Source organism: Streptomyces aureus, from assembly GCF_000725495.1.
GTDB classification, from domain to species: domain Bacteria; phylum Actinomycetota; class Actinomycetes; order Streptomycetales; family Streptomycetaceae; genus Streptomyces; species Streptomyces aureus_B.
Window position 1 is genome coordinate 100,105 of the sequence record NZ_JNZD01000023.1, and the last position, 16,961, is coordinate 117,065.

The 16,961-nt window shown below is 73.7% G+C and carries 16 protein-coding genes; 13 read left to right on the forward strand and 3 right to left on the reverse strand.

Annotated elements, in window-relative coordinates; genetic code table 11:
- Positions 1–3: 3 nt before the first annotated feature.
- Together IO36_RS25755 and IO36_RS25760 are read right to left on the reverse strand one after the other, a co-directional pair.
- Positions 4–1,056, reverse strand: a complete 1,053-nt coding sequence (locus IO36_RS25755) for a hypothetical protein (protein ID WP_037623332.1) — start codon at positions 1,054–1,056, stop codon at positions 4–6.
- 218 nt (positions 1,057–1,274) lie between these two features.
- Entirely contained in the window at positions 1,275–2,855 is a 1,581-nt protein-coding gene (locus IO36_RS25760) for a hypothetical protein (protein ID WP_037623334.1), read from the reverse strand.
- Between the two features lie 175 nt (positions 2,856–3,030).
- Between IO36_RS25760 and hisD the strand changes: the two genes are divergently transcribed.
- The 13 genes from hisD (at position 3,031) to IO36_RS25825 (ending at position 16,231) form a co-directional block, all read left to right on the forward strand.
- Complete coding sequence (gene hisD / locus IO36_RS25765; RefSeq protein WP_037623335.1) at positions 3,031–4,380, forward strand: histidinol dehydrogenase; 1,350 nt, start codon at positions 3,031–3,033, stop codon at positions 4,378–4,380.
- Positions 4,377–5,513 carry a histidinol-phosphate transaminase gene (locus tag IO36_RS25770; RefSeq protein ID WP_037623337.1) on the forward strand — a complete coding sequence of 379 codons (1,137 nt, stop codon included), beginning with the start codon at positions 4,377–4,379 and terminating at the stop codon, positions 5,511–5,513. Before hisD ends, IO36_RS25770 begins: the two co-directional genes overlap by 4 nt.
- On the forward strand, positions 5,510–6,103 hold the full coding sequence (hisB, locus tag IO36_RS25775; RefSeq protein WP_037623339.1) for an imidazoleglycerol-phosphate dehydratase HisB: 594 nt from the start codon (positions 5,510–5,512) through the stop codon (positions 6,101–6,103). Before IO36_RS25770 ends, hisB begins: the two co-directional genes overlap by 4 nt.
- The gene (locus IO36_RS47455; protein ID WP_037623340.1) at positions 6,100–6,264 is read left to right on the forward strand and encodes a hypothetical protein; all 165 of its coding nucleotides are present in this window, start codon (positions 6,100–6,102) and stop codon (positions 6,262–6,264) included. Before hisB ends, IO36_RS47455 begins: the two co-directional genes overlap by 4 nt.
- Positions 6,255–6,902: an imidazole glycerol phosphate synthase subunit HisH gene (gene hisH / locus IO36_RS25785; RefSeq protein WP_037623341.1), complete on the forward strand. Its 648-nt coding sequence runs from the start codon at positions 6,255–6,257 to the stop codon at positions 6,900–6,902. The genes IO36_RS47455 and hisH overlap by 10 nt, the downstream gene beginning before the upstream one ends.
- Positions 6,899–7,624 carry a bifunctional 1-(5-phosphoribosyl)-5-((5-phosphoribosylamino)methylideneamino)imidazole-4-carboxamide isomerase/phosphoribosylanthranilate isomerase PriA gene (priA, locus tag IO36_RS25790; protein WP_037623342.1) on the forward strand — a complete coding sequence of 242 codons (726 nt, stop codon included), beginning with the start codon at positions 6,899–6,901 and terminating at the stop codon, positions 7,622–7,624. The genes hisH and priA overlap by 4 nt, the downstream gene beginning before the upstream one ends.
- Positions 7,621–8,067, forward strand: coding sequence for a RidA family protein (locus tag IO36_RS25795; protein WP_051900950.1), 447 nt, complete (start codon positions 7,621–7,623; stop codon positions 8,065–8,067). Before priA ends, IO36_RS25795 begins: the two co-directional genes overlap by 4 nt.
- Positions 8,064–8,819, forward strand: a complete 756-nt coding sequence (gene hisF, locus IO36_RS25800; RefSeq protein WP_037623343.1) for an imidazole glycerol phosphate synthase subunit HisF — start codon at positions 8,064–8,066, stop codon at positions 8,817–8,819. The genes IO36_RS25795 and hisF overlap by 4 nt, the downstream gene beginning before the upstream one ends.
- A gap of 522 nt (positions 8,820–9,341) precedes the next feature.
- The gene (locus IO36_RS25805; RefSeq protein ID WP_051900956.1) at positions 9,342–10,346 is read left to right on the forward strand and encodes a bis(hydroxyethyl) terephthalate hydrolase; all 1,005 of its coding nucleotides are present in this window, start codon (positions 9,342–9,344) and stop codon (positions 10,344–10,346) included.
- 335 nt (positions 10,347–10,681) lie between these two features.
- The gene (locus tag IO36_RS25810) at positions 10,682–12,667 is read left to right on the forward strand and encodes a helix-turn-helix transcriptional regulator (protein WP_051900951.1); all 1,986 of its coding nucleotides are present in this window, start codon (positions 10,682–10,684) and stop codon (positions 12,665–12,667) included.
- A gap of 113 nt (positions 12,668–12,780) precedes the next feature.
- Positions 12,781–14,211, forward strand: a complete 1,431-nt coding sequence (locus tag IO36_RS25815; RefSeq protein WP_037623345.1) for a PucR family transcriptional regulator — start codon at positions 12,781–12,783, stop codon at positions 14,209–14,211.
- Positions 14,212–14,322: 111 nt separating this feature from the next.
- Positions 14,323–14,910 (forward strand): ArsR/SmtB family transcription factor, encoded by a 588-nt coding sequence (locus IO36_RS25820; RefSeq protein ID WP_037623346.1) that lies wholly within the window; start codon positions 14,323–14,325, stop codon positions 14,908–14,910.
- A 55-nt stretch (positions 14,911–14,965) separates the two neighbouring features.
- Positions 14,966–16,231: an MFS transporter gene (locus IO36_RS25825; RefSeq protein ID WP_037623347.1), complete on the forward strand. Its 1,266-nt coding sequence runs from the start codon at positions 14,966–14,968 to the stop codon at positions 16,229–16,231.
- A 45-nt stretch (positions 16,232–16,276) separates the two neighbouring features.
- On the opposite strand, the gene IO36_RS25830 is transcribed toward IO36_RS25825, so the two are convergent.
- Positions 16,277–16,912, reverse strand: a complete 636-nt coding sequence (locus IO36_RS25830; RefSeq protein ID WP_037623348.1) for a TIGR03085 family metal-binding protein — start codon at positions 16,910–16,912, stop codon at positions 16,277–16,279.
- Between the last annotated feature and the right edge of the window lie 49 nt (positions 16,913–16,961).

Here is a 16,961-nt window from a genome sequence, read left to right on the forward strand (position 1 = left end):
AGCCTAATGGTCGGCGGGGCGGACGAGTCCGCCGTGCCCGTTCCACCGCACCCGGCGGGGCGCCTGCTCGCGCAGCGGAAGCTCCGAGGCGACCTCCAGACGGACCCCGTCGCGCAGCTCCAGGTACTGCCCGAGCGGGTCGTCGGAGACCCTGGCCCAGGGGAACGAGGTCACGTACGGGCCGATGAGCCGCAGCTGCTCCAGTGCGTCCTGCCAGCGTTCCAGCCGGACCAGGACGTACGTCAGCAGGTTGCGCACCTCGGCGGGCCACGGGTCGGCGGCGGCGTAGGAGGCCGAGACCGAGATGGCGAGGTCGGCCGCGGCGTCCAGGCGCTCGCGCGGAACGCCGGGGCCGCCGCCCTCGGTCAGATAGGCGAAGGCCGCGCGTACGGGCAGGGCCTGGACCAGGGAGCCGGGCAGCGCGTCCTGGGCGGCGGGCTCGGCGAAGTCGAAGCACTCGGTGTGCGAGCCGTACCAGGCGGCGGAGAGGTACTGGAGCGCGGCCACGTGACAGCCGTAGTGGTGCGGGGAGCGCCGGACGGCCTGGGCCCACAGCCGCTCGAACGCGGTGTGCCCGGCGTTGGTGCCTCGGGCGTGGTCGAGCGCGATCCGCCACGGCACCGGGTCGTTCGGATCGGCCTCGGCGGCGGACATGATCAGCGGACCGATCTCGCGCAGCAGTTCCACCCGTGCGGGGGACTCCCATCCGCGGCGCAGGGCCAGTTCGGCCTTCACGAGGAGGACGTCGGGGTCGTGCGGGTCGTCGGCCTGCCACCGGCACAGCCACTCGTCGCGCGAGCGCGCGAAGGCGGCGAGGCGCATCGCGTACCGGTCGCGGTTCTCCCACTCGGCGGACTTGCGCGTGGTGGCCAGCAGGTCGGCCGCCGGGGCGAACTCGCCGGTGGCCGCCGCGACGAGTACGGGGCCGAGCCGGTGGTCGGGGGCGTCGAGCAGCACCTCCTCGTCGGCCGGCAGTCCGGCGGCGAGGCGTGAGGTGTTCCGTGCCATGCGGGCGGTACGGAGGAGCGCGCTCAGTAGTGCCATGGTGACGACCATTGAAAACCGCAGGTCGGGGCTGTGCCAGAGGTCCTCGGTGACGCTTTCGTAAATGCCGTTTGGTTGTGCGCCGTAAGGTCAAGGACGAGTAAAGGCGTGGTACGGATCCGATGTGAGCCGGCTGTGAAGGGGGGCTTGAACCGGTGCACCGGAGGGGCGCGCGAGGTTCGGGGCAGGGCGCCGGGGCGTGCGTGTCGTGACGTGCGCCGGGGCCCGGGTCAGCCGCGGCGCAACAGCCGGGTCGCTCCGGCGGCCACCGTCGTCGCCAGGATCCAGCCGAGGAGGACCACCACCGCGGCCATCCACTGCCAGCCCCCGCGCAGCTGCCAGTTGCCGGCCTGCCCGAGGTCGATGACCGGCAGCAGCAGGTCCAGGGCGTAGAGCGAGGCGTTCCACGCGGGGTGCCCGTCGCCGTTGACCGACTGATGGCCGGCGTGCGCGAAGGCCACCGAGGTCATCGCCCACAGGACCGCCATCCACAGGGCGGCGCGCCCGGGCCGGTACCCGTAGGCGACCGTCCAGTCCTGGGCGTAGCCCCAGAGCTTGGCGGCCAGCGGCAGGGTCTCGCGCCGTCGGCGCTGCTTGGCCAGCAGCACCTCACGGGCGTCCTCGTCCTCCCCGGAGTCGCGCAGCACGGCGGCCAGCCGCTCGTAGGGCTCCGGCGCGTACTCGGCGGTGGCCGCCGCCACCCACTCCAGGCGCCGGGTCAGCGGGAAGGCCCCCTGCGGGACCAGGTTCTCGTACGTGAAACCGCCCATGTGCAGGCTGCCGGGGCCCGGCCAGCTGGACGCCCGGTCGACCAGGTTGACGACCCGCGCGCCCGACAGCACGACCTTGCCGCGCTCGGGCCGCTCCCCGAGGAAGCGCAGCTCCGGCGTCTGGACCCGCAGCAGCGACAGCTCCTGGTCGTCGTCGAAGGTGAAGCGGGCCCGGTCGAAGTCGACCGCGTCACCGAAGCGCCCGTCGTCCAGCCGGATCCCGCCCTGGCACTCGAACCGCTGCACCAGGGTGCCGCGCGCCGGTGTGGTGCCGCTGGTCATCAGCGGATTGCCGAGTCCCGCCGGGGTCATGTAGAGCGTCCGGTTGACGGTCAGCTGGGGGGCGTTGAGGGCGAGCCGGGTGTACGGGTTGCTCAGCCGGCTGCCGCGCAGGCTCAGCGACACGCCGACCGTCGCGCTGCGCAGACTGAGTTCTCCGTGCGACTCCAGCATCTCGGCCTGGAGGTCCTGCCCGACGGTCATGCCGTCACCGGTGATCGAGCGCCCCCGCCGGTCCCGGTAGACCACGGCCTGGTTGAGCAGCAGATCCGTGCCGATGTGCGCGTCGGTCAGCCGTACCCCGTTGTGGAAACGGCAGCGCGGCAGATGCAGGTCGCCCTCGGTGTGCAGCCGGGCCGCCTCCAGCCGGGGCACCGCGCAGTCCTCCAGGCGCAGCGTGGTGAACCGGGACTCCGGCAGCACCACCTCCTTCTCGAACCGGCAGCCCTTCAGCTCCACGTACGGCACCACCGTGCCGCCCGCGAGGTCCAGCACGCCGGTTATCCGCACGCCGGTCATCTTCAGCGACGCCACCCGGCCCTGGAGGGCCGGCGGCCCGTCGAGCAGCAGCCACGCCACTATCCGGGCCCGGACACTGCGCTCGGGCCCCCAGGGGTGGCCGCCGTGCGGATCGTCCACGGCGCCGTCCCCGCTGCGCAGGTCGTACACGCTGCCGTTGCGGAACGCCTGCCACATCCCGGCCTCGGCGGCGGTCAGCTCGTCCGGCAGGTCCCCGGTGCGCAGGCCCGCACCCTCGGTCACGGCACGTCACTCCCTTCCCGGCCCACCCGTGGGTTCATACGTCCGTGCAATGCCCGCTCAGTGACCGCGCGAACGCTCCTGGTGAAGGGGATCATCCGCGGGAACCGGGGGTGGCTTGTATCAGCCACTGATACGGGCGTCCGGCGCCCCGTCGCCGTCTGAGAGAATTGAGTCCGTGATCTCCCGAATCGATCTGCGCGGCGACGCCCTCCCCGAGGGTCCCGCCCTGCGCGACCTGCTGCCCCGAGCCGACTTCGACGTCTCGGCCGCCCTGGAGAAGGTGCGACCGATCTGCGAGGCCGTGCATCATCGGGGGGACGCGGCGCTGATCGACTACGCGGAGAAGTTCGACGGAGTACGGCTGGAGTCCGTGCGTGTCCCGGCCGAGGCCCTCGCCGACGCCCTGGAAGGGCTCGACCCCGCCGTGCGCGCGGCCCTGGAGGAGTCCATCCGCCGCACCCGTCTCGTCCACCGCGCCCAGCGCCGCACCACGCACACCACGCAGGTCGTGCCGGGCGGCTCGGTCACCGAGAAGTGGGTGCCCGTCGGCCGGGTCGGGCTGTACGCGCCCGGCGGCCGCTCGGTGTACCCCTCGTCCGTGATCATGAACGCCGTCCCGGCGCAGGAGGCGGGCGTCCCCTCCATGGCGCTGGCCTCCCCGGCGCAGAAGGAGTTCGGCGGCCTCCCGCACCCCACGATCCTCGCGGCCTGCGCGCTGCTGGGCATCGACGAGGTGTACGCGGCCGGCGGCGCCACCGCCGTCGCGATGTTCGCGCACGGCACCGAGTCCTGCCCCGCCGCCGACATGGTCACCGGACCGGGCAACATCTGGGTCGCCGCGGCCAAGCGCTACTTCACCGGCAGGATCGGCATCGACGCCGAGGCCGGCCCGACCGAGATCGCGGTCCTCGCCGACGACACCGCCGACCCGGCGCACATCGCCGCCGACCTGATCAGCCAGGCCGAGCACGACCCGCTCGCCGCCGCCGTCCTGGTCACCGACTCGCCCGCCCTTGCCGACGCGGTCGACAAGGAGCTGGAGCCGCAGATCGCGGCCACCAAGCACATCGACGACCGGATCGTCCCGGCCCTGTCCGGACGGCAGTCCGCGATCGTCCTCGTCGACGACATCGAGGCCGGCCTCAAGGTCGTCGACGCCTACGGCGCCGAGCACCTGGAGATCCAGACCGCCGACGCCGCGGCGGTCGCCGACCGGGTCAGGAACGCCGGAGCGATCTTCGTCGGCCCCTGGGCCCCGGTCTCCCTCGGCGACTACGCGGCGGGCTCCAACCACGTCCTGCCGACCGGCGGCTGCGCCTGCCACTCCTCGGGCCTGTCCGTGCAGTCCTTCCTGCGCGGCATCCACATCGTGGACTACACGAAGGACGCGCTCGCCGACGTCGCCCACCACGTGGTGACCCTGGCGGAGGCGGAGGACCTGCCCGCGCACGGCGCGGCGGTGAAGGCAAGGTTCGTCGGAGACGAACAAATGGCGCGCGGCTGGAAGGTACCCGAGGGCAAGTGACTGGCATCGACGATCTCCCCGTACGGGACGAGCTGCGCGGCAAGACCCCCTACGGCGCACCCCAGCTCGACGTCCCCGTACGCCTGAACACCAACGAGAACCCGTACCCGCTGCCCGAACCGCTCGTCGAGCGGATCGCCGAACGGGTCCGGGAGGCCGCCCGCGGCCTCAACCGCTACCCCGACCGGGACGCGGTGGAGCTGCGCACCGAGCTGGCCGCCTATCTGACGAAGACCGGCGGACACTCCGTGGCCACCGAGAACGTCTGGGCCGCCAACGGCTCCAACGAGGTCATCCAGCAGCTGCTCCAGACCTTCGGCGGCCCCGGCCGCAGCGCGATCGGCTTCGAGCCCTCGTACTCGATGCACGGACTCATCGCGCGCGGCACCGGCACGCACTGGATCTCGGGCCCGCGCAACGAGGACTTCACGATCGACCTCGCCGCCGCCGAGCAGGCCATCGCCGAGAGCCGGCCCGACGTCGTCTTCATCACCAGCCCCAACAACCCCACGGGCAACGCGGTCCCGCCCGAGACGGTCCTCGCGCTCTACGAGGCCGCCCAGGCGGCGAAGCCGTCCATGGTCGTGGTCGACGAGGCCTACATCGAGTTCAGCCACGGGCGGTCGCTGCTGCCCCTGCTCGAAGGACGGCCGAATCTCGTCGTCTCCCGGACGATGTCGAAGGCCTTCGGCGCCGCCGGGCTCCGTCTCGGCTACCTCGCCGCCGACCCCGCGGTCGTCGACGCCGTCCAGCTCGTCCGGCTGCCCTACCACCTGTCGGCCGTGACCCAGGCGACCGCGCTGGCCGCCCTGGAGCACACCGACACCCTGCTCGGATACGTGGAGCAGCTGAAGACCGAACGGGACCGGCTGGTCACCGAACTGCGCGCGCTGGGCTGCGAGGTGACGGAGTCGGACGCGAACTTCGTCCAGTTCGGCCGGTTCGCCGACTCCCACGAGGCCTGGCGGAAGATCCTCGACCGGGGCGTCCTCGTCCGGGACAACGGAGTGCCGGGGTGGCTGCGGGTCTCCGCCGGAACCCCGAAGGAAAACGACGCGTTCCTCGACGCGGTACGTGAACTACTGGGCTCTGCGGGGGACGACCCCGCATCCCCGAAGGAGCAGAACGCATGAACCGCGTTGGACGCGTGGAGCGGGTGACGAAGGAGACGTCGGTCCTCGTCGAGATCGACCTCGACGGTTCCGGCAAGGTCGACGTGGCCACCGGCGTCGGTTTCTACGACCACATGCTCGACCAGCTCGGCCGGCACGGTCTGTTCGACCTGACCGTCAAGACCGAGGGCGACCTGCACATCGACTCGCACCACACCATCGAGGACACCGCCCTCGCGCTCGGCGCGGCGTTCAAGCAGGCCCTCGGCGACAAGGTCGGCATCTACCGCTTCGGCAACTGCACCGTCCCGCTGGACGAGTCCCTCGCCCAGGTGACCGTCGACCTGTCGGGCCGCCCCTACCTCGTGCACACCGAGCCCGAGAACATGGCGCCGATGATCGGCGAGTACGACACGACGATGACCCGGCACATCCTGGAGTCCTTCGTCGCCCAGGCCCAGATCGCCCTGCACGTGCACGTCCCCTACGGACGCAACGCGCACCACATCGTGGAGTGCCAGTTCAAGGCGCTGGCCCGGGCCCTGCGTTACGCCTCCGAGCGCGACCCGCGCGCCGCCGGCATCCTCCCCTCCACTAAGGGCGCACTGTGACAGGCCTCTCCAGCATCCTCATCGTCGTCGGTCTCTTCCTCGCCGGAGGGATCTACTCCTTCGTCAAGCAGGACATGCCGAAGAGCCTCGTCGTGCTGCTCTCGATAGGTGCCGCGATGTGCCTCGTCGCCGGCGTCATGCGGCTGGAGGTGTGGAGTTGAGCGGCTCCAAGAAGGTCGTCGTCTTCGACTACGGCTTCGGCAACGTCCGTTCCGCCGAGCGCGCCCTCGCCCGCGCGGGCGCCGAGGTCGAGATCACCCGTGACTTCGACACCGCCATGAACGCGGACGGACTGCTGGTGCCGGGCGTCGGCGCCTTCGCCGCCTGCATGCAGGGCCTCAAGGACGCGCGCGGCGACTGGATCATCGGCCGCCGGCTGTCCGGCGGACGCCCCGTCATGGGCATCTGCGTCGGCATGCAGATCCTGTTCACCCGTGGCATCGAGCACGGTGTGGAGACCGAGGGCCTCGACGAGTGGCCGGGCACGGTCGGACCCCTGGAGGCCGACGTCGTGCCCCACATGGGCTGGAACACCGTCGACACCCCCGAGGGCTCGCAGGCCTTCGCCGGCCTCGACGCCGACGCCCGGTTCTACTTCGTCCACTCGTACGCCGTCCAGGACTGGTCGCTGGAAGTCGGCAACCCGCTGCTGCGCGCCCCCCTGGTGAGCTGGTCCACGCACGGCAAGCCCTTCGTGGCGGCCGTCGAGAACGGCGCCCTGTGGGCCACCCAGTTCCACCCCGAGAAGTCCGGCGACGCCGGAGCCCAGCTCCTCACCAACTGGATCGGAACACTGTGAGCAAGCTCGAACTCCTCCCCGCCGTCGACGTCCGCGACGCCCAGGCCGTCCGTCTCGTGCACGGCGAGTCCGGGACCGAGACCTCCTACGGCTCCCCGCTGGAGGCGGCCCTCGCCTGGCAGAGCTCCGGGGCCGAGTGGCTGCACCTGGTCGACCTGGACGCCGCGTTCGGCACCGGCGACAACCGCGCGCTGATCGCCGAGGTCACCAAGGCGATGGACATCAAGGTCGAGCTGTCCGGCGGCATCCGCGACGACGACACCCTCGCCGCCGCCCTCGCCACCGGCTGCACCCGCGTCAACCTCGGCACCGCCGCCCTGGAGACCCCCGACTGGGTCGCCAAGGTCATCGCCGAGCACGGCGACAAGATCGCGGTCGGCCTCGACGTCCGCGGTACGACCCTGCGCGGCCGCGGCTGGACCCGCGACGGCGGCGACCTCTACGAGACGCTGGCGCGCCTGGACTCCGAGGGCTGCGCCCGCTACGTGGTCACCGACATCGCCAAGGACGGCACGCTCCAGGGCCCGAACCTGGAACTGCTGCGCAACGTGTGCGCGGCGACCGACCGCCCGGTGGTCGCCTCCGGCGGGGTCTCCTCGCTGGACGACCTGCGCGCCATCGCCGAGCTCGTGCCGCTGGGCGTCGAGGGCTCGATCGTCGGCAAGGCCCTGTACGCCAAGGCCTTCACCCTCGAAGAGGCGCTGGCGGCGGTAGCCCGGTGAGCGCCGTACGCCGCGTTTCGACCGGCTCGCCGGCGGAGGAGGCCTTCGGGTACTCCCGCGCGGTGGAGCTGCCGAACGGACTGGTGCTGGTGTCCGGCTGCAGCTCGATCGTCGACGGCGACGTCGTCGAGGACGGCCCCTACGAGCAGACGGTCAACGCCTTCGGCGTCGCGTTCTCGGCCCTGGAGCAGCTCGGCCTGGGCCGCGAGGACGTCGTCCGCACCCACGTGCACATCACCCACGCCCGGGACGTCGAGGAGGTCGGCCGCGCCCACAAGGCGCTGTTCGACGACGTCCGCCCCGCCGCATCCATGATCATCGTCGAGGGTCTGGTGGACCCGCGGCTGGTGGTCGAGGTCGAGGTGGAGGCGTACCGCCAGGGCGGCGACCGTACGGAACGGTCCGGCGAGGACCGCACGGAGCGGGGAGAGGCAACGTCATGACCCTGGCGGTCCGAGTGATTCCCTGCCTGGACGTGGACAACGGCCGGGTCGTCAAGGGCGTCAACTTCCAGAACCTGCGCGACGCGGGCGACCCCGTCGAGATGGCCAAGGTGTACGACGCCGAGGGCGCCGACGAGCTCACCTTCCTGGACATCACGGCCTCCTCGGGCAACCGGGAGACCACCTACGACGTGGTGCGCCGCACGGCCGAGCAGGTCTTCATCCCGCTCACCGTCGGCGGCGGCGTCCGCACCGCCGAGGACGTCGACAAGCTGCTGCGCGCCGGCGCGGACAAGGTCGGCGTCAACACGGCCGCGATCGCCCGGCCCGACCTCATCCGCGAGATCGCGGAGCGGTTCGGTCGGCAGGTGCTCGTGCTGTCGGTGGACGCGCGCCGGACCGAGGGCGGTTCCTTCGAGGTGACCACCCACGGCGGCCGCCAGGGCACCGGCATCGACGCCGTCGAGTGGGCCCACCGGGCCGCCGAACTGGGCGCGGGGGAGATCCTGCTCAACTCGATGGACGCCGACGGCACGAAGGACGGCTACGACATCGAGATGATCGAGGCCGTACGCAAGCACGTCACCGTCCCGCTGATCGCCAGCGGCGGCGCCGGCCGGCTCGACCACTTCCCGCCGGCCATCGGGGCGGGCGCCGACGCGGTGCTCGCCGCGTCCGTCTTCCACTTCGGCGACCTGCGGATCGGCGAGGTCAAGGAGACGCTGCGGGGGGCGGGCCACCCCGTCCGCTGAAGTTCCTGGCCGGGGGCCTTCAGCAGAGCCGCCGGGCGAGCCCGCCCGTCGGCGGCCGCCACGGGCGGACACGCCTCACGTCACGGCCCGCACCCGAGCAGCCATCGCTGCGGGGTGCGGGCCTTGACCGTCTCCGGGGCCGGGGCCGGGGGGCCGGGGGTGCGGGACGGGACCGGGGGCGTGGGCCGGGACCGTGTCGGGTCGGTGGGGCGCGGGTGGTGACCGTGCCGCGGTCGGTTGGTGTCGGCCGTGGCGGGGCTGCCGTCGGCGAGATGCCATCCCTGACCGTGTCGCGGTCGGTGGGGTCCGGGGCGAGACCGTTTCCGGGGCCGGGGCCGGGGCCGGGGCCGGTTGGTGTCGGCCGTGACCGTGTCGCGGGTGGTTGTGCGTGGCCGGTGATTTAGCCGATGTACGGGGGCGGGAGCCGGGCGGACAGTTGCCACCGCAACCATCCAGACGGACTCCCGCCGTTCCGTGGCGCGCGCCCTCCGGTACCCCGTGCCGGGCGGTGCCCCGGCCGGCATGGGTCCGTCGCCCTCACCGAGAGGACGCATCCCCGTGCAGCAGCCGAACCGCGCACTTCCCGCCGGACCCGAACCGTCCCCGCGCCGACCGCACCGGCTGACCGGCCGTCTGGTGCGGGCCGGCCTCGCGGTGCTCCTGGCCGCGGGCGGCCTCGTCGCCGCGCAGGCCACCGGGGCGGGGGCCGTCACGACCCGGACCGTCTCGGCGCAGGCCGCCGCGAACCCGTACGAGCGCGGCCCCGCCCCCACCGTCGCGAGCATCGAGGCGACCACCGGCCCCTACGCCGTCTCCACCAGCAGCGTCTCCGCGCTGTCCGTGAGCGGCTTCGGCGGCGGGACGATCTACTACCCGACCTCGACCGCCGACGGCACCTTCGGGGCGGTCGCCGTCTCGCCCGGGTACACCGCCTACCAGTCGTCCATCGCCTGGCTCGGGCCCCGGCTCGCCTCCCAGGGCTTCGTGGTGTTCACCATCGACACCCTCACCACCCTGGACCAGCCCGACAGTCGCGGCCGGCAACTGCTGGCCGCTCTCGACTACCTGACCCAGACCAGTTCCGTGCGCTCCAGGATCGACAGCAGCCGGCTCGGCGTGATGGGCCACTCGATGGGCGGCGGCGGCACGCTGGAGGCCGCGAAGAGCCGTCCCTCGCTCCAGGCGGCGATCCCGCTGACCGCCTGGAACCTGGACACCACCTGGCCGGAGATCAAGACCCCGACCCTGATCGTGGGCGCCGACGGCGACACCATCGCACCGGTGGCCACGCACTCCGAGCCTTTCTACGCGAGTCTGCCGAGCACGCTCGACAAGGCGTACCTGGAACTGAGGGGTGCCACCCACTTCACGCCCAACAGCTCCAACACGACGATCGCGAAGTACAGCATTTCGTGGCTGAAGCGCTTCATCGACAACGACACCCGCTACGAGCAGTTCCTGTGCCCGCTGCCGCAGGCATCCCTGACGATCGCCGAGTACCGGGGCAACTGCCCGCACACCTCCTGATCCGTCCGCGCAGCTTCCGATCCGCCCCGTGCGGGTGACGGCCGCCGTCACCCGCACGGGTGTCCCACGTCCGCGCACCGGTCGTTGTGCCGGCGCACAAGCCTTGCCCACCGGCCCTGGGAGCCTGCCCAGCGCACTCCCTCGCGCGAGTCCTGTCCATGCAGGTCAGAGGCGGTTTTCGGGGCAGCAGGCGCAAGCGAACGCCGGGCTTCCGCCTTCGTTTACGCGGAAGTAACGTGACGGTCGTGACGGGAAACGCGAGTACGCGAAGTCTTCCCCCGACGGCGGCCCGAAGCTCGTTACCGTCGCTCCTCCCGGCCGCCCCGAACGAGCCGGTGGACCTGCTGCTGCTCGTCGCCGCCGAGCGGGAGCGGGACGCGAGGAGCGCCGGGGTGGACGCCGCGGTCGTCCTCGCGGCGGCCGCGGCCGGCGGACTCGACACGGGCGCCCTGGACGCCGCCGAGGCCGCGGGACTGCTCCGCCTCGACGGAGGCCGTATCCACCCAGGCCCTTGCCCCGCCACGGCTCCGCACACCGCCACCCCGCCCGCCCGCCGGCGCGCGGCGCACCGACTGCTGGCCGACGCCCACGCCGCGGGCCCGCGGGCGCTGCCGGTCCTCTTCCACCGCGCCTCGGCGGCCGCCGCCCCCGCCACCGCCCTCGGTGACGCGCTCGCCGAGGCGGCGGCGCGGCCCGGCGGGGGAGCGGGACCCGCGGAGCGCTCGGCGGCCTGGGCGCGGTCGGCCGAACTCGCCGCCGACGCGGGGCAGCGAGCCGTCCGACTGGTGGAGGCTGCCGACCAGGCCCGGCTGGCAGGACTGCCGCACCGCGCGCGGGAGTTGCTCGCCCGGGCCGGCCGCGAGGGACCCGACGGCGCCGTGCGCGGCGCGGCCCAGCTGGTGAGCGGGCGGCTCGCGCTCCAGGACGGCCCGGTCGCCGACGCCCGCGAAACCCTGCTGCTGGCAGCCGAGTTGCTGGACACCGCCGACCCGCGCCGCGCCCTGGACGCCCGGCTCGCCGCCGTCGAGGCGTCCTGGGCGGCGGGCGACGCGGCGGCCTGCGTGGAAGCCCTGGACCTGGGGTCGCTGCGCCCCGGCCCCGACCGGCTGCTCACGGCGTACCGGACGGGGATGTCCGCGGTGATGCGGGGGCGCCCCGGCACCGGACGCCCGCCGCTGCGGGAGGTGATGGCCGCGGCGGGGGCGGCCGGTGTCCCCGACGGCCCGGAGACCCTGCTGCGGGCCGGGAGCGCCGCCCTGGTCGTCGGCGACCTCACCGCCGCCGCCCGCGCCAACTCCCGCGCCCTGGCCGTCGCCAGGGCCCGGGGCCCGTACAGCCTCGTCGCCCAGGCACTGGAACGGCTGGCCTACGGAGAGCTGCGCGCCGGACGCCACGCCCGGGCCCGCGCCCACGCCGAGGACGGCCTGCGCACGGCTCTCGGCGCCGGCCAGGACAACCTCGCCGCGCACCACCACGCGATCCTCGCGCTGGTGGCGTCCGTCGAGGGTTCTCCCGAGGCCGTCGCGGAGCACGCCGATGCCGCCGAACGCGTCGCCGCGGCCCACGGTCTCGCCCAGGCGGCCACGCTGGCCCAGTGGGCACGGGCCCGCGCCGACCTGGCCCGCGGCCGGCTCCCCGAGGCCGCGGCACGGCTGGGCCCGCTGGTCGGTTCCGGCCCGCGCCGCGGCCACTTCGCCGTACGGATGCTCGCCGTCCCCTGCTTCGTCGAGGCGGCGGCCCGCACGGGACAGACGGAGGCCGCCCGGTCGGCGGTGGCCGCGTTCGCCCGCTGGTCGGCGCAGGGCACCGATCCCCAGTCCGGTGCCCAACTGGCGCGCTGCCGTGCCCTGCTGAGCGGCCCCGAGGAGCGCGAGGCGCTGTTCGCCGACGCCCTGGCCCGGCACGACGAGGCGGCGGGGGACTTCGAACGCGGCCGCACCCAGCTCCTCTACGGCGCCTGGCTGCGACGGCGCCGTCGGCCGGGCGAGGCCCGCGGCAGGCTGCGGGACGCGCTGGTCTCCTTCGAGCGGGGCGGGGCCCTGGGCTGGGCCGCGCAGGCACGGGCCGAACTCCGGGCCACCGGGGACGCCGGGCCCGGTGAGCCGGCCGGACCGCTCACGCTCCTGACGCCCCAGCAGCTGCGGATCGCCCGCTGTGTGGCCGAGGGGGCCACCAATCGGGAGGTGGCGCTGCGCCTGTCGGTGAGCACCCGCACCGTGGACCACCACCTGCGCAATGTCTTCGCCGCCCTGGGGATCCGCTCCCGTCTCGAGCTGTCCCGTCTGGTGGACCGGGCCGAGAAGACCACCGCAGACCCCTAGGTACCGACTGGGCGGTATGTCATCCTGCGGGATCAGGAGGTCCCGAGCACCCGTGTGCCGCGCGTCGGCCGACCGGGCGGCCCGGACCGAGCCGACTCCGGTGGAGGACAGCGATGCAGCACCTCGTACCCGCCCACGTCCGGTACCGGCCGGGCGGACGGTCCCCGGTACCACCGGCCCGACCGCCCGCCCGTCCGGCCGTCGACGCCGAGGTGCTCGCGGTGCTGCACCGCGCCGCCCGCGCCCTGCTGGCGGTGCTGCCCGAACTCGGCGACCGCCTCGTGGACCTCCTGGTCGAACGCGAACCCGCGTACCGCGCGGCCGTGGAGACGGACGCGGAGGGCGTCCGCGACGAGGTGCGGCGCTCGCTGCGGCTCAACGTCGGGTCCCTGATCCAGCCCGGCGAACTGCGCGAGGACGCGCGCCGGTGCTCCTGGGCCATCGGCAGGGCCCGCGCCGAACACGGCCTCCCGCTGGACGCGCTGCTGCGCGCCTTCCGGCTGGGCGGCGGCATGATCTGGCAGGAGCTAGTCGACGAGACGACCCGGCGCCATCCCGCCGACGCGCGCCTGCTCGTGCATGTGGCCGCCGACGTCTGGAACTTCGTCGACGACCACTGCGCCGTCGCCGCCGACGCCTACCGCCAGACCGAGCGCGAACTGATGTGGCGCAAGGAGAACCGGCTGCGGCTGATGACGGCCGCGCTCCTCGACGGCACCGCGCGGATCGCCGACCTGCCGGCCACCGCCGCCGCCCTGGGGATCCCCGAGCAGGGCAGATACGCGGTGGTGCTGGTCCGGCTGCCCGTCGGCCGGGCCTTCGCGGACGTACGCGGCCAGGTGCGCCTCCCCGGCCTGGGCGTCCTGTGGCACCGCGACCGCGACGGCGAGGGCGGTTACGGCATCGTCCTGCTCGGCGACCGCGCCCAGGACGGCGACCGGCCCGGCCGCGGCCACGACGACGGCCCCCTCGAAGCGGACGCGGACCCGGGGCCGGTGCCCGCGACGGCGGACGGCCGGGGTTCGGGCGGCGCGGGCGTCCGTGGCGGGGAGCATCCCGGGGCGCACGGGCCGGACGTGGACGCGGGGGAGATCGCCCGCCGGCTGACCGCCCCGCCGCCGGCCCGGGTCGGGGTGAGCCCGGTCGTGGAGGGGCTCGCGTCGATCGGCGACGCCCGCCGGCTGGCCGACACGGCCCTGCGGGCCTGTCCGCGCTCCGGCGGAACCGTCGTGCTGGAGGAGCATCTGCCCGCCGCACTCGTCGTGTCCGCGCCGGTCCTCGGCGCGGCCCTGTCCGAACGGGTCCTCGGGCCGCTGCTGCGGCTCGACCTCTCCGACCGGGACGTCCTGCTGGAGACGCTGACCGTCTGGCTCGCCTCCGACGGCTCCGCGCAGCGGGCCGCGGGCCGTCTGTACTGCCACCGCAACACCGTCCTGAACCGGCTGCGCCGCTGCGAACAGCTCACCGGCCGCTCACTGACCCGCCCCGCGGACGTCGTGGAACTGTCCCTGGCCCTGGCGGCGCACGCGCTGCTGGATCCCTGAGGAGTCTCCGGTCGCCGGGTGCCGTGCCCACTGTCGCAGCCGGCGAGATCCGAAAGAAAAGTTGCGCAACAATTATTGCGCAACTTTTCTTTCGGATCTACGGTGAGACACATGCCAAGCCAGGAGAACCGCCGGATCACCGATGTGGGCACCCTCAAAGCCCTGGGACACCCCCTGCGGATGAAGCTGTACCGGGCCCTGCTCGTCGGGGGCGCCGCCACCGCCTCGCAGCTGGGCGGGCAGGTCGACGAGGCTCCCTCGCTCGTCAGCTACCACCTGCGCAAGCTCGCCGATCACGGGCTGATCGAGGAGGCCGAGCCGCGTAGCGGGGACGGGCGCGAGCGCTGGTGGCAGCCGGCGTCGGACGGCGTCAGCATCCGGGGCGCCGACTTCCGCGACGCCCCGGAGAAAGAGACCGCCCATCTCGCCTTCACCCGGCTCTACGTCGACCAGCGCGCCGACCTCTACCGGCACTACCTCGACGAACGGGCCGCCTGGCCGGCCGAGTGGAACGACGCCGTGGCCGACGCTGAGGGCAACCTGCGCCTCACCGCAGCCGAACTGGCTTCCCTGAAGGACGAGTTGCTCGCCGTCGTCCGCAGGTACGACGAGACGGGCCGCGCCCGTGAAGCGGTCGGCGACACCGAAGGCCGCGAGAACGTCGCCGTGCACCTGTACGGCTTCCCGTTCCGTGTCTGACCCCGAGAGCACGCCCGCCCCGTACGGCACATCCGTTCCGAAAGGATCCGGCCCCGTGACCTCGACCGTCATACCGAGCCCCGCCCCGGCCGTCGCCGAGGGGCCCGCCCGGCCCGCACACCGCGACGGCAACGTCCTGCGCTGGCTCGGCGCCTACGCCTCGTCGATGATCGGCGACAACGTCTACTACCTCGCGTTGTCCTGGGCCGCGGTCCAGGCCGGCAGCCCCGCGCAGGCCGGGTTGGTGATGGCCGTCAGCGCCGTCCCGCGGGCCCTGCTGATGCTGGGCGGGGGAGTGGTCGCCGACCGGTTCGGACCGCGCAAGGTCGTCATCGGCAGCGACGCGGTGCGCTGCGCGGCCGTGCTGGCGCTCGCCGCGCTGTTCTTCGCGACCCGGCCGGGGCTGTGGCCGCTGGTCCTGACCGCGGTCGTCTTCGGTGTCGTCGACGCCGTGTTCATGCCCGCCGTCGGCGCGCTCCCGGCCCGGATCACCGGCCGCGACCAGCTCGCCCGGGTGCAGGGCATGCGGGGGCTCGCGATCCGCTCCGCCAACGTGCTGGGCGCCCCGCTCGGCGGGCTCGCGGTCGCCCTCGGCGGCGCGGCCACCGCGTTCGCGCTGGCCGGCCTGCTCATCGCCGTGTCGGTGCCGCTGCTGGTCTCCGTACGCATGCGGTCACTGAGCCCCGACGAAACCGCGGACCCGGCCGGCCGCACCGCCTGGCACGACCTGTGCGACGGTCTGCGGTACATCCGCGGGCACCGCGTCCTCGCCCCGCTCATCGCCGCCATCGCCCTCGGCGACCTCGGCTTCGTGGGACCGCTGAACGTCGGCCTCACTCTGCTCGCCGACCGGCGCGGCTGGGGCGCGTCCGGCATGGGCTGGGTGATCGCCGCGTTCGGCACCGGCGCGGGGGCCGCCGCGCTGCTGCTGACCCTGCGCGGACGGTTGTCGCGCGCGGGCACCGTCGCCGCCGCGGCCATCCTCGGCGGCTCCGCGGCGATCTGCGCGCTCGCCTTCGTGCCGAGCGTCGCCGCCGCCGTAGGAGTCGCCCTCGTCGTCGGACTGCTCGCCGGGCTCAGCGGCGCCCTGTGCGCCGCGCTGATCCAGACCCAGGCCGACCCCGCCTATCTGGGCCGGGTCACCGCCGTCGCCGGGATCGTCAGCCTCGGCCTCGCGCCGCTCGGCATGCCCGTGGTCGCCGCCGCGATCGGCTGGTGGGGCACCGGACCGGTCTTCACCGCCAGCGCCGCCGTGTGCGGGCTCGGGGGGGTCCTCACCCTGTGCGTACGGGACCTGCGGCGCGCCGAACTGCCCCGCTGACCACGGCGCACGGCCCGCCGGCGACGCGCGGCGGTCAGTGACGTCTCAGATGCCCAGCTGCTTCGCCTCGTGGAGCTTCGTGATCGCGTCCTTGTCGCCGTCCAGCTCGACGTCCGCCACGCCCTGCCGCCCGAACGCGAACAGCAGCAGCTCCGAGGGCTCCCCGGTCACCGTCACCACCGGCGTCCCCTTGTTCAGCACCGTCGTCTGGCCGTTCGGGCGCCGCAGGACCACACCCGTCGGAGCACCGCGCCCCATCAGCCGGGCCGTACGGTCCAGGCGCGACCACAGGGCCTCCTGGAACACCGGATCGAGCTCGCGCGGGGTCCAGTCCGGCTGCGCGCGCCGCACGTCCTCGGTGTGGACGTAGAACTCCACCACGTTCGACGCCTCGTCCACCTGCTTCAGGGAGAACGGCGAGAACCGCGGCGGCCCCGTGCGGAGCAACTGGATCAGCTCCTCGTACGGCTTCTCCGCGAACTCCGCCATCACCCGCTCCAGCCGGGACGCGAGCTGTTTGACGACGACACCGCCCGCCGCGTCCAGACGCCGTTCGCGCACCACCACGTGCGCGGCGAGGTCCCGGGTGGTCCAGCCCTCGCACAGGGTCGGTGCCTCCGGTCCCACGGCTTCCAACAGATCGGCCAGCAGGAGCCGTTCGCGCTTCGCATGGGTCGACATGTCAGCCAGCCTACGACCGGTCACCCGCTCCGCCCAGTGGAGCGCGCCC

What these genes read in the sequence shown, in the direction of transcription:
- IO36_RS25755 (WP_037623332.1), bottom strand. Translation starts at nt 1,056, where the DNA reads ATGGTCGTCACCATGGCACTACTGAGCGCGCTCCTCCGTACCGCCCGC.
- hisB (WP_037623339.1), top strand. Translation starts at nt 5,510, where the DNA reads ATGAACCGCGTTGGACGCGTGGAGCGGGTGACGAAGGAGACGTCGGTC.
- hisF (WP_037623343.1), top strand. Translation starts at nt 8,064, where the DNA reads ATGACCCTGGCGGTCCGAGTGATTCCCTGCCTGGACGTGGACAACGGC.
- IO36_RS25805 (WP_051900956.1), top strand. Translation starts at nt 9,342, where the DNA reads ATGGGTCCGTCGCCCTCACCGAGAGGACGCATCCCCGTGCAGCAGCCG.
- IO36_RS25815 (WP_037623345.1), top strand. Translation starts at nt 12,781, where the DNA reads ATGCAGCACCTCGTACCCGCCCACGTCCGGTACCGGCCGGGCGGACGG.
- IO36_RS25820 (WP_037623346.1), top strand. Translation starts at nt 14,323, where the DNA reads ATGCCAAGCCAGGAGAACCGCCGGATCACCGATGTGGGCACCCTCAAA.
- IO36_RS25830 (WP_037623348.1), bottom strand. Translation starts at nt 16,912, where the DNA reads ATGTCGACCCATGCGAAGCGCGAACGGCTCCTGCTGGCCGATCTGTTG.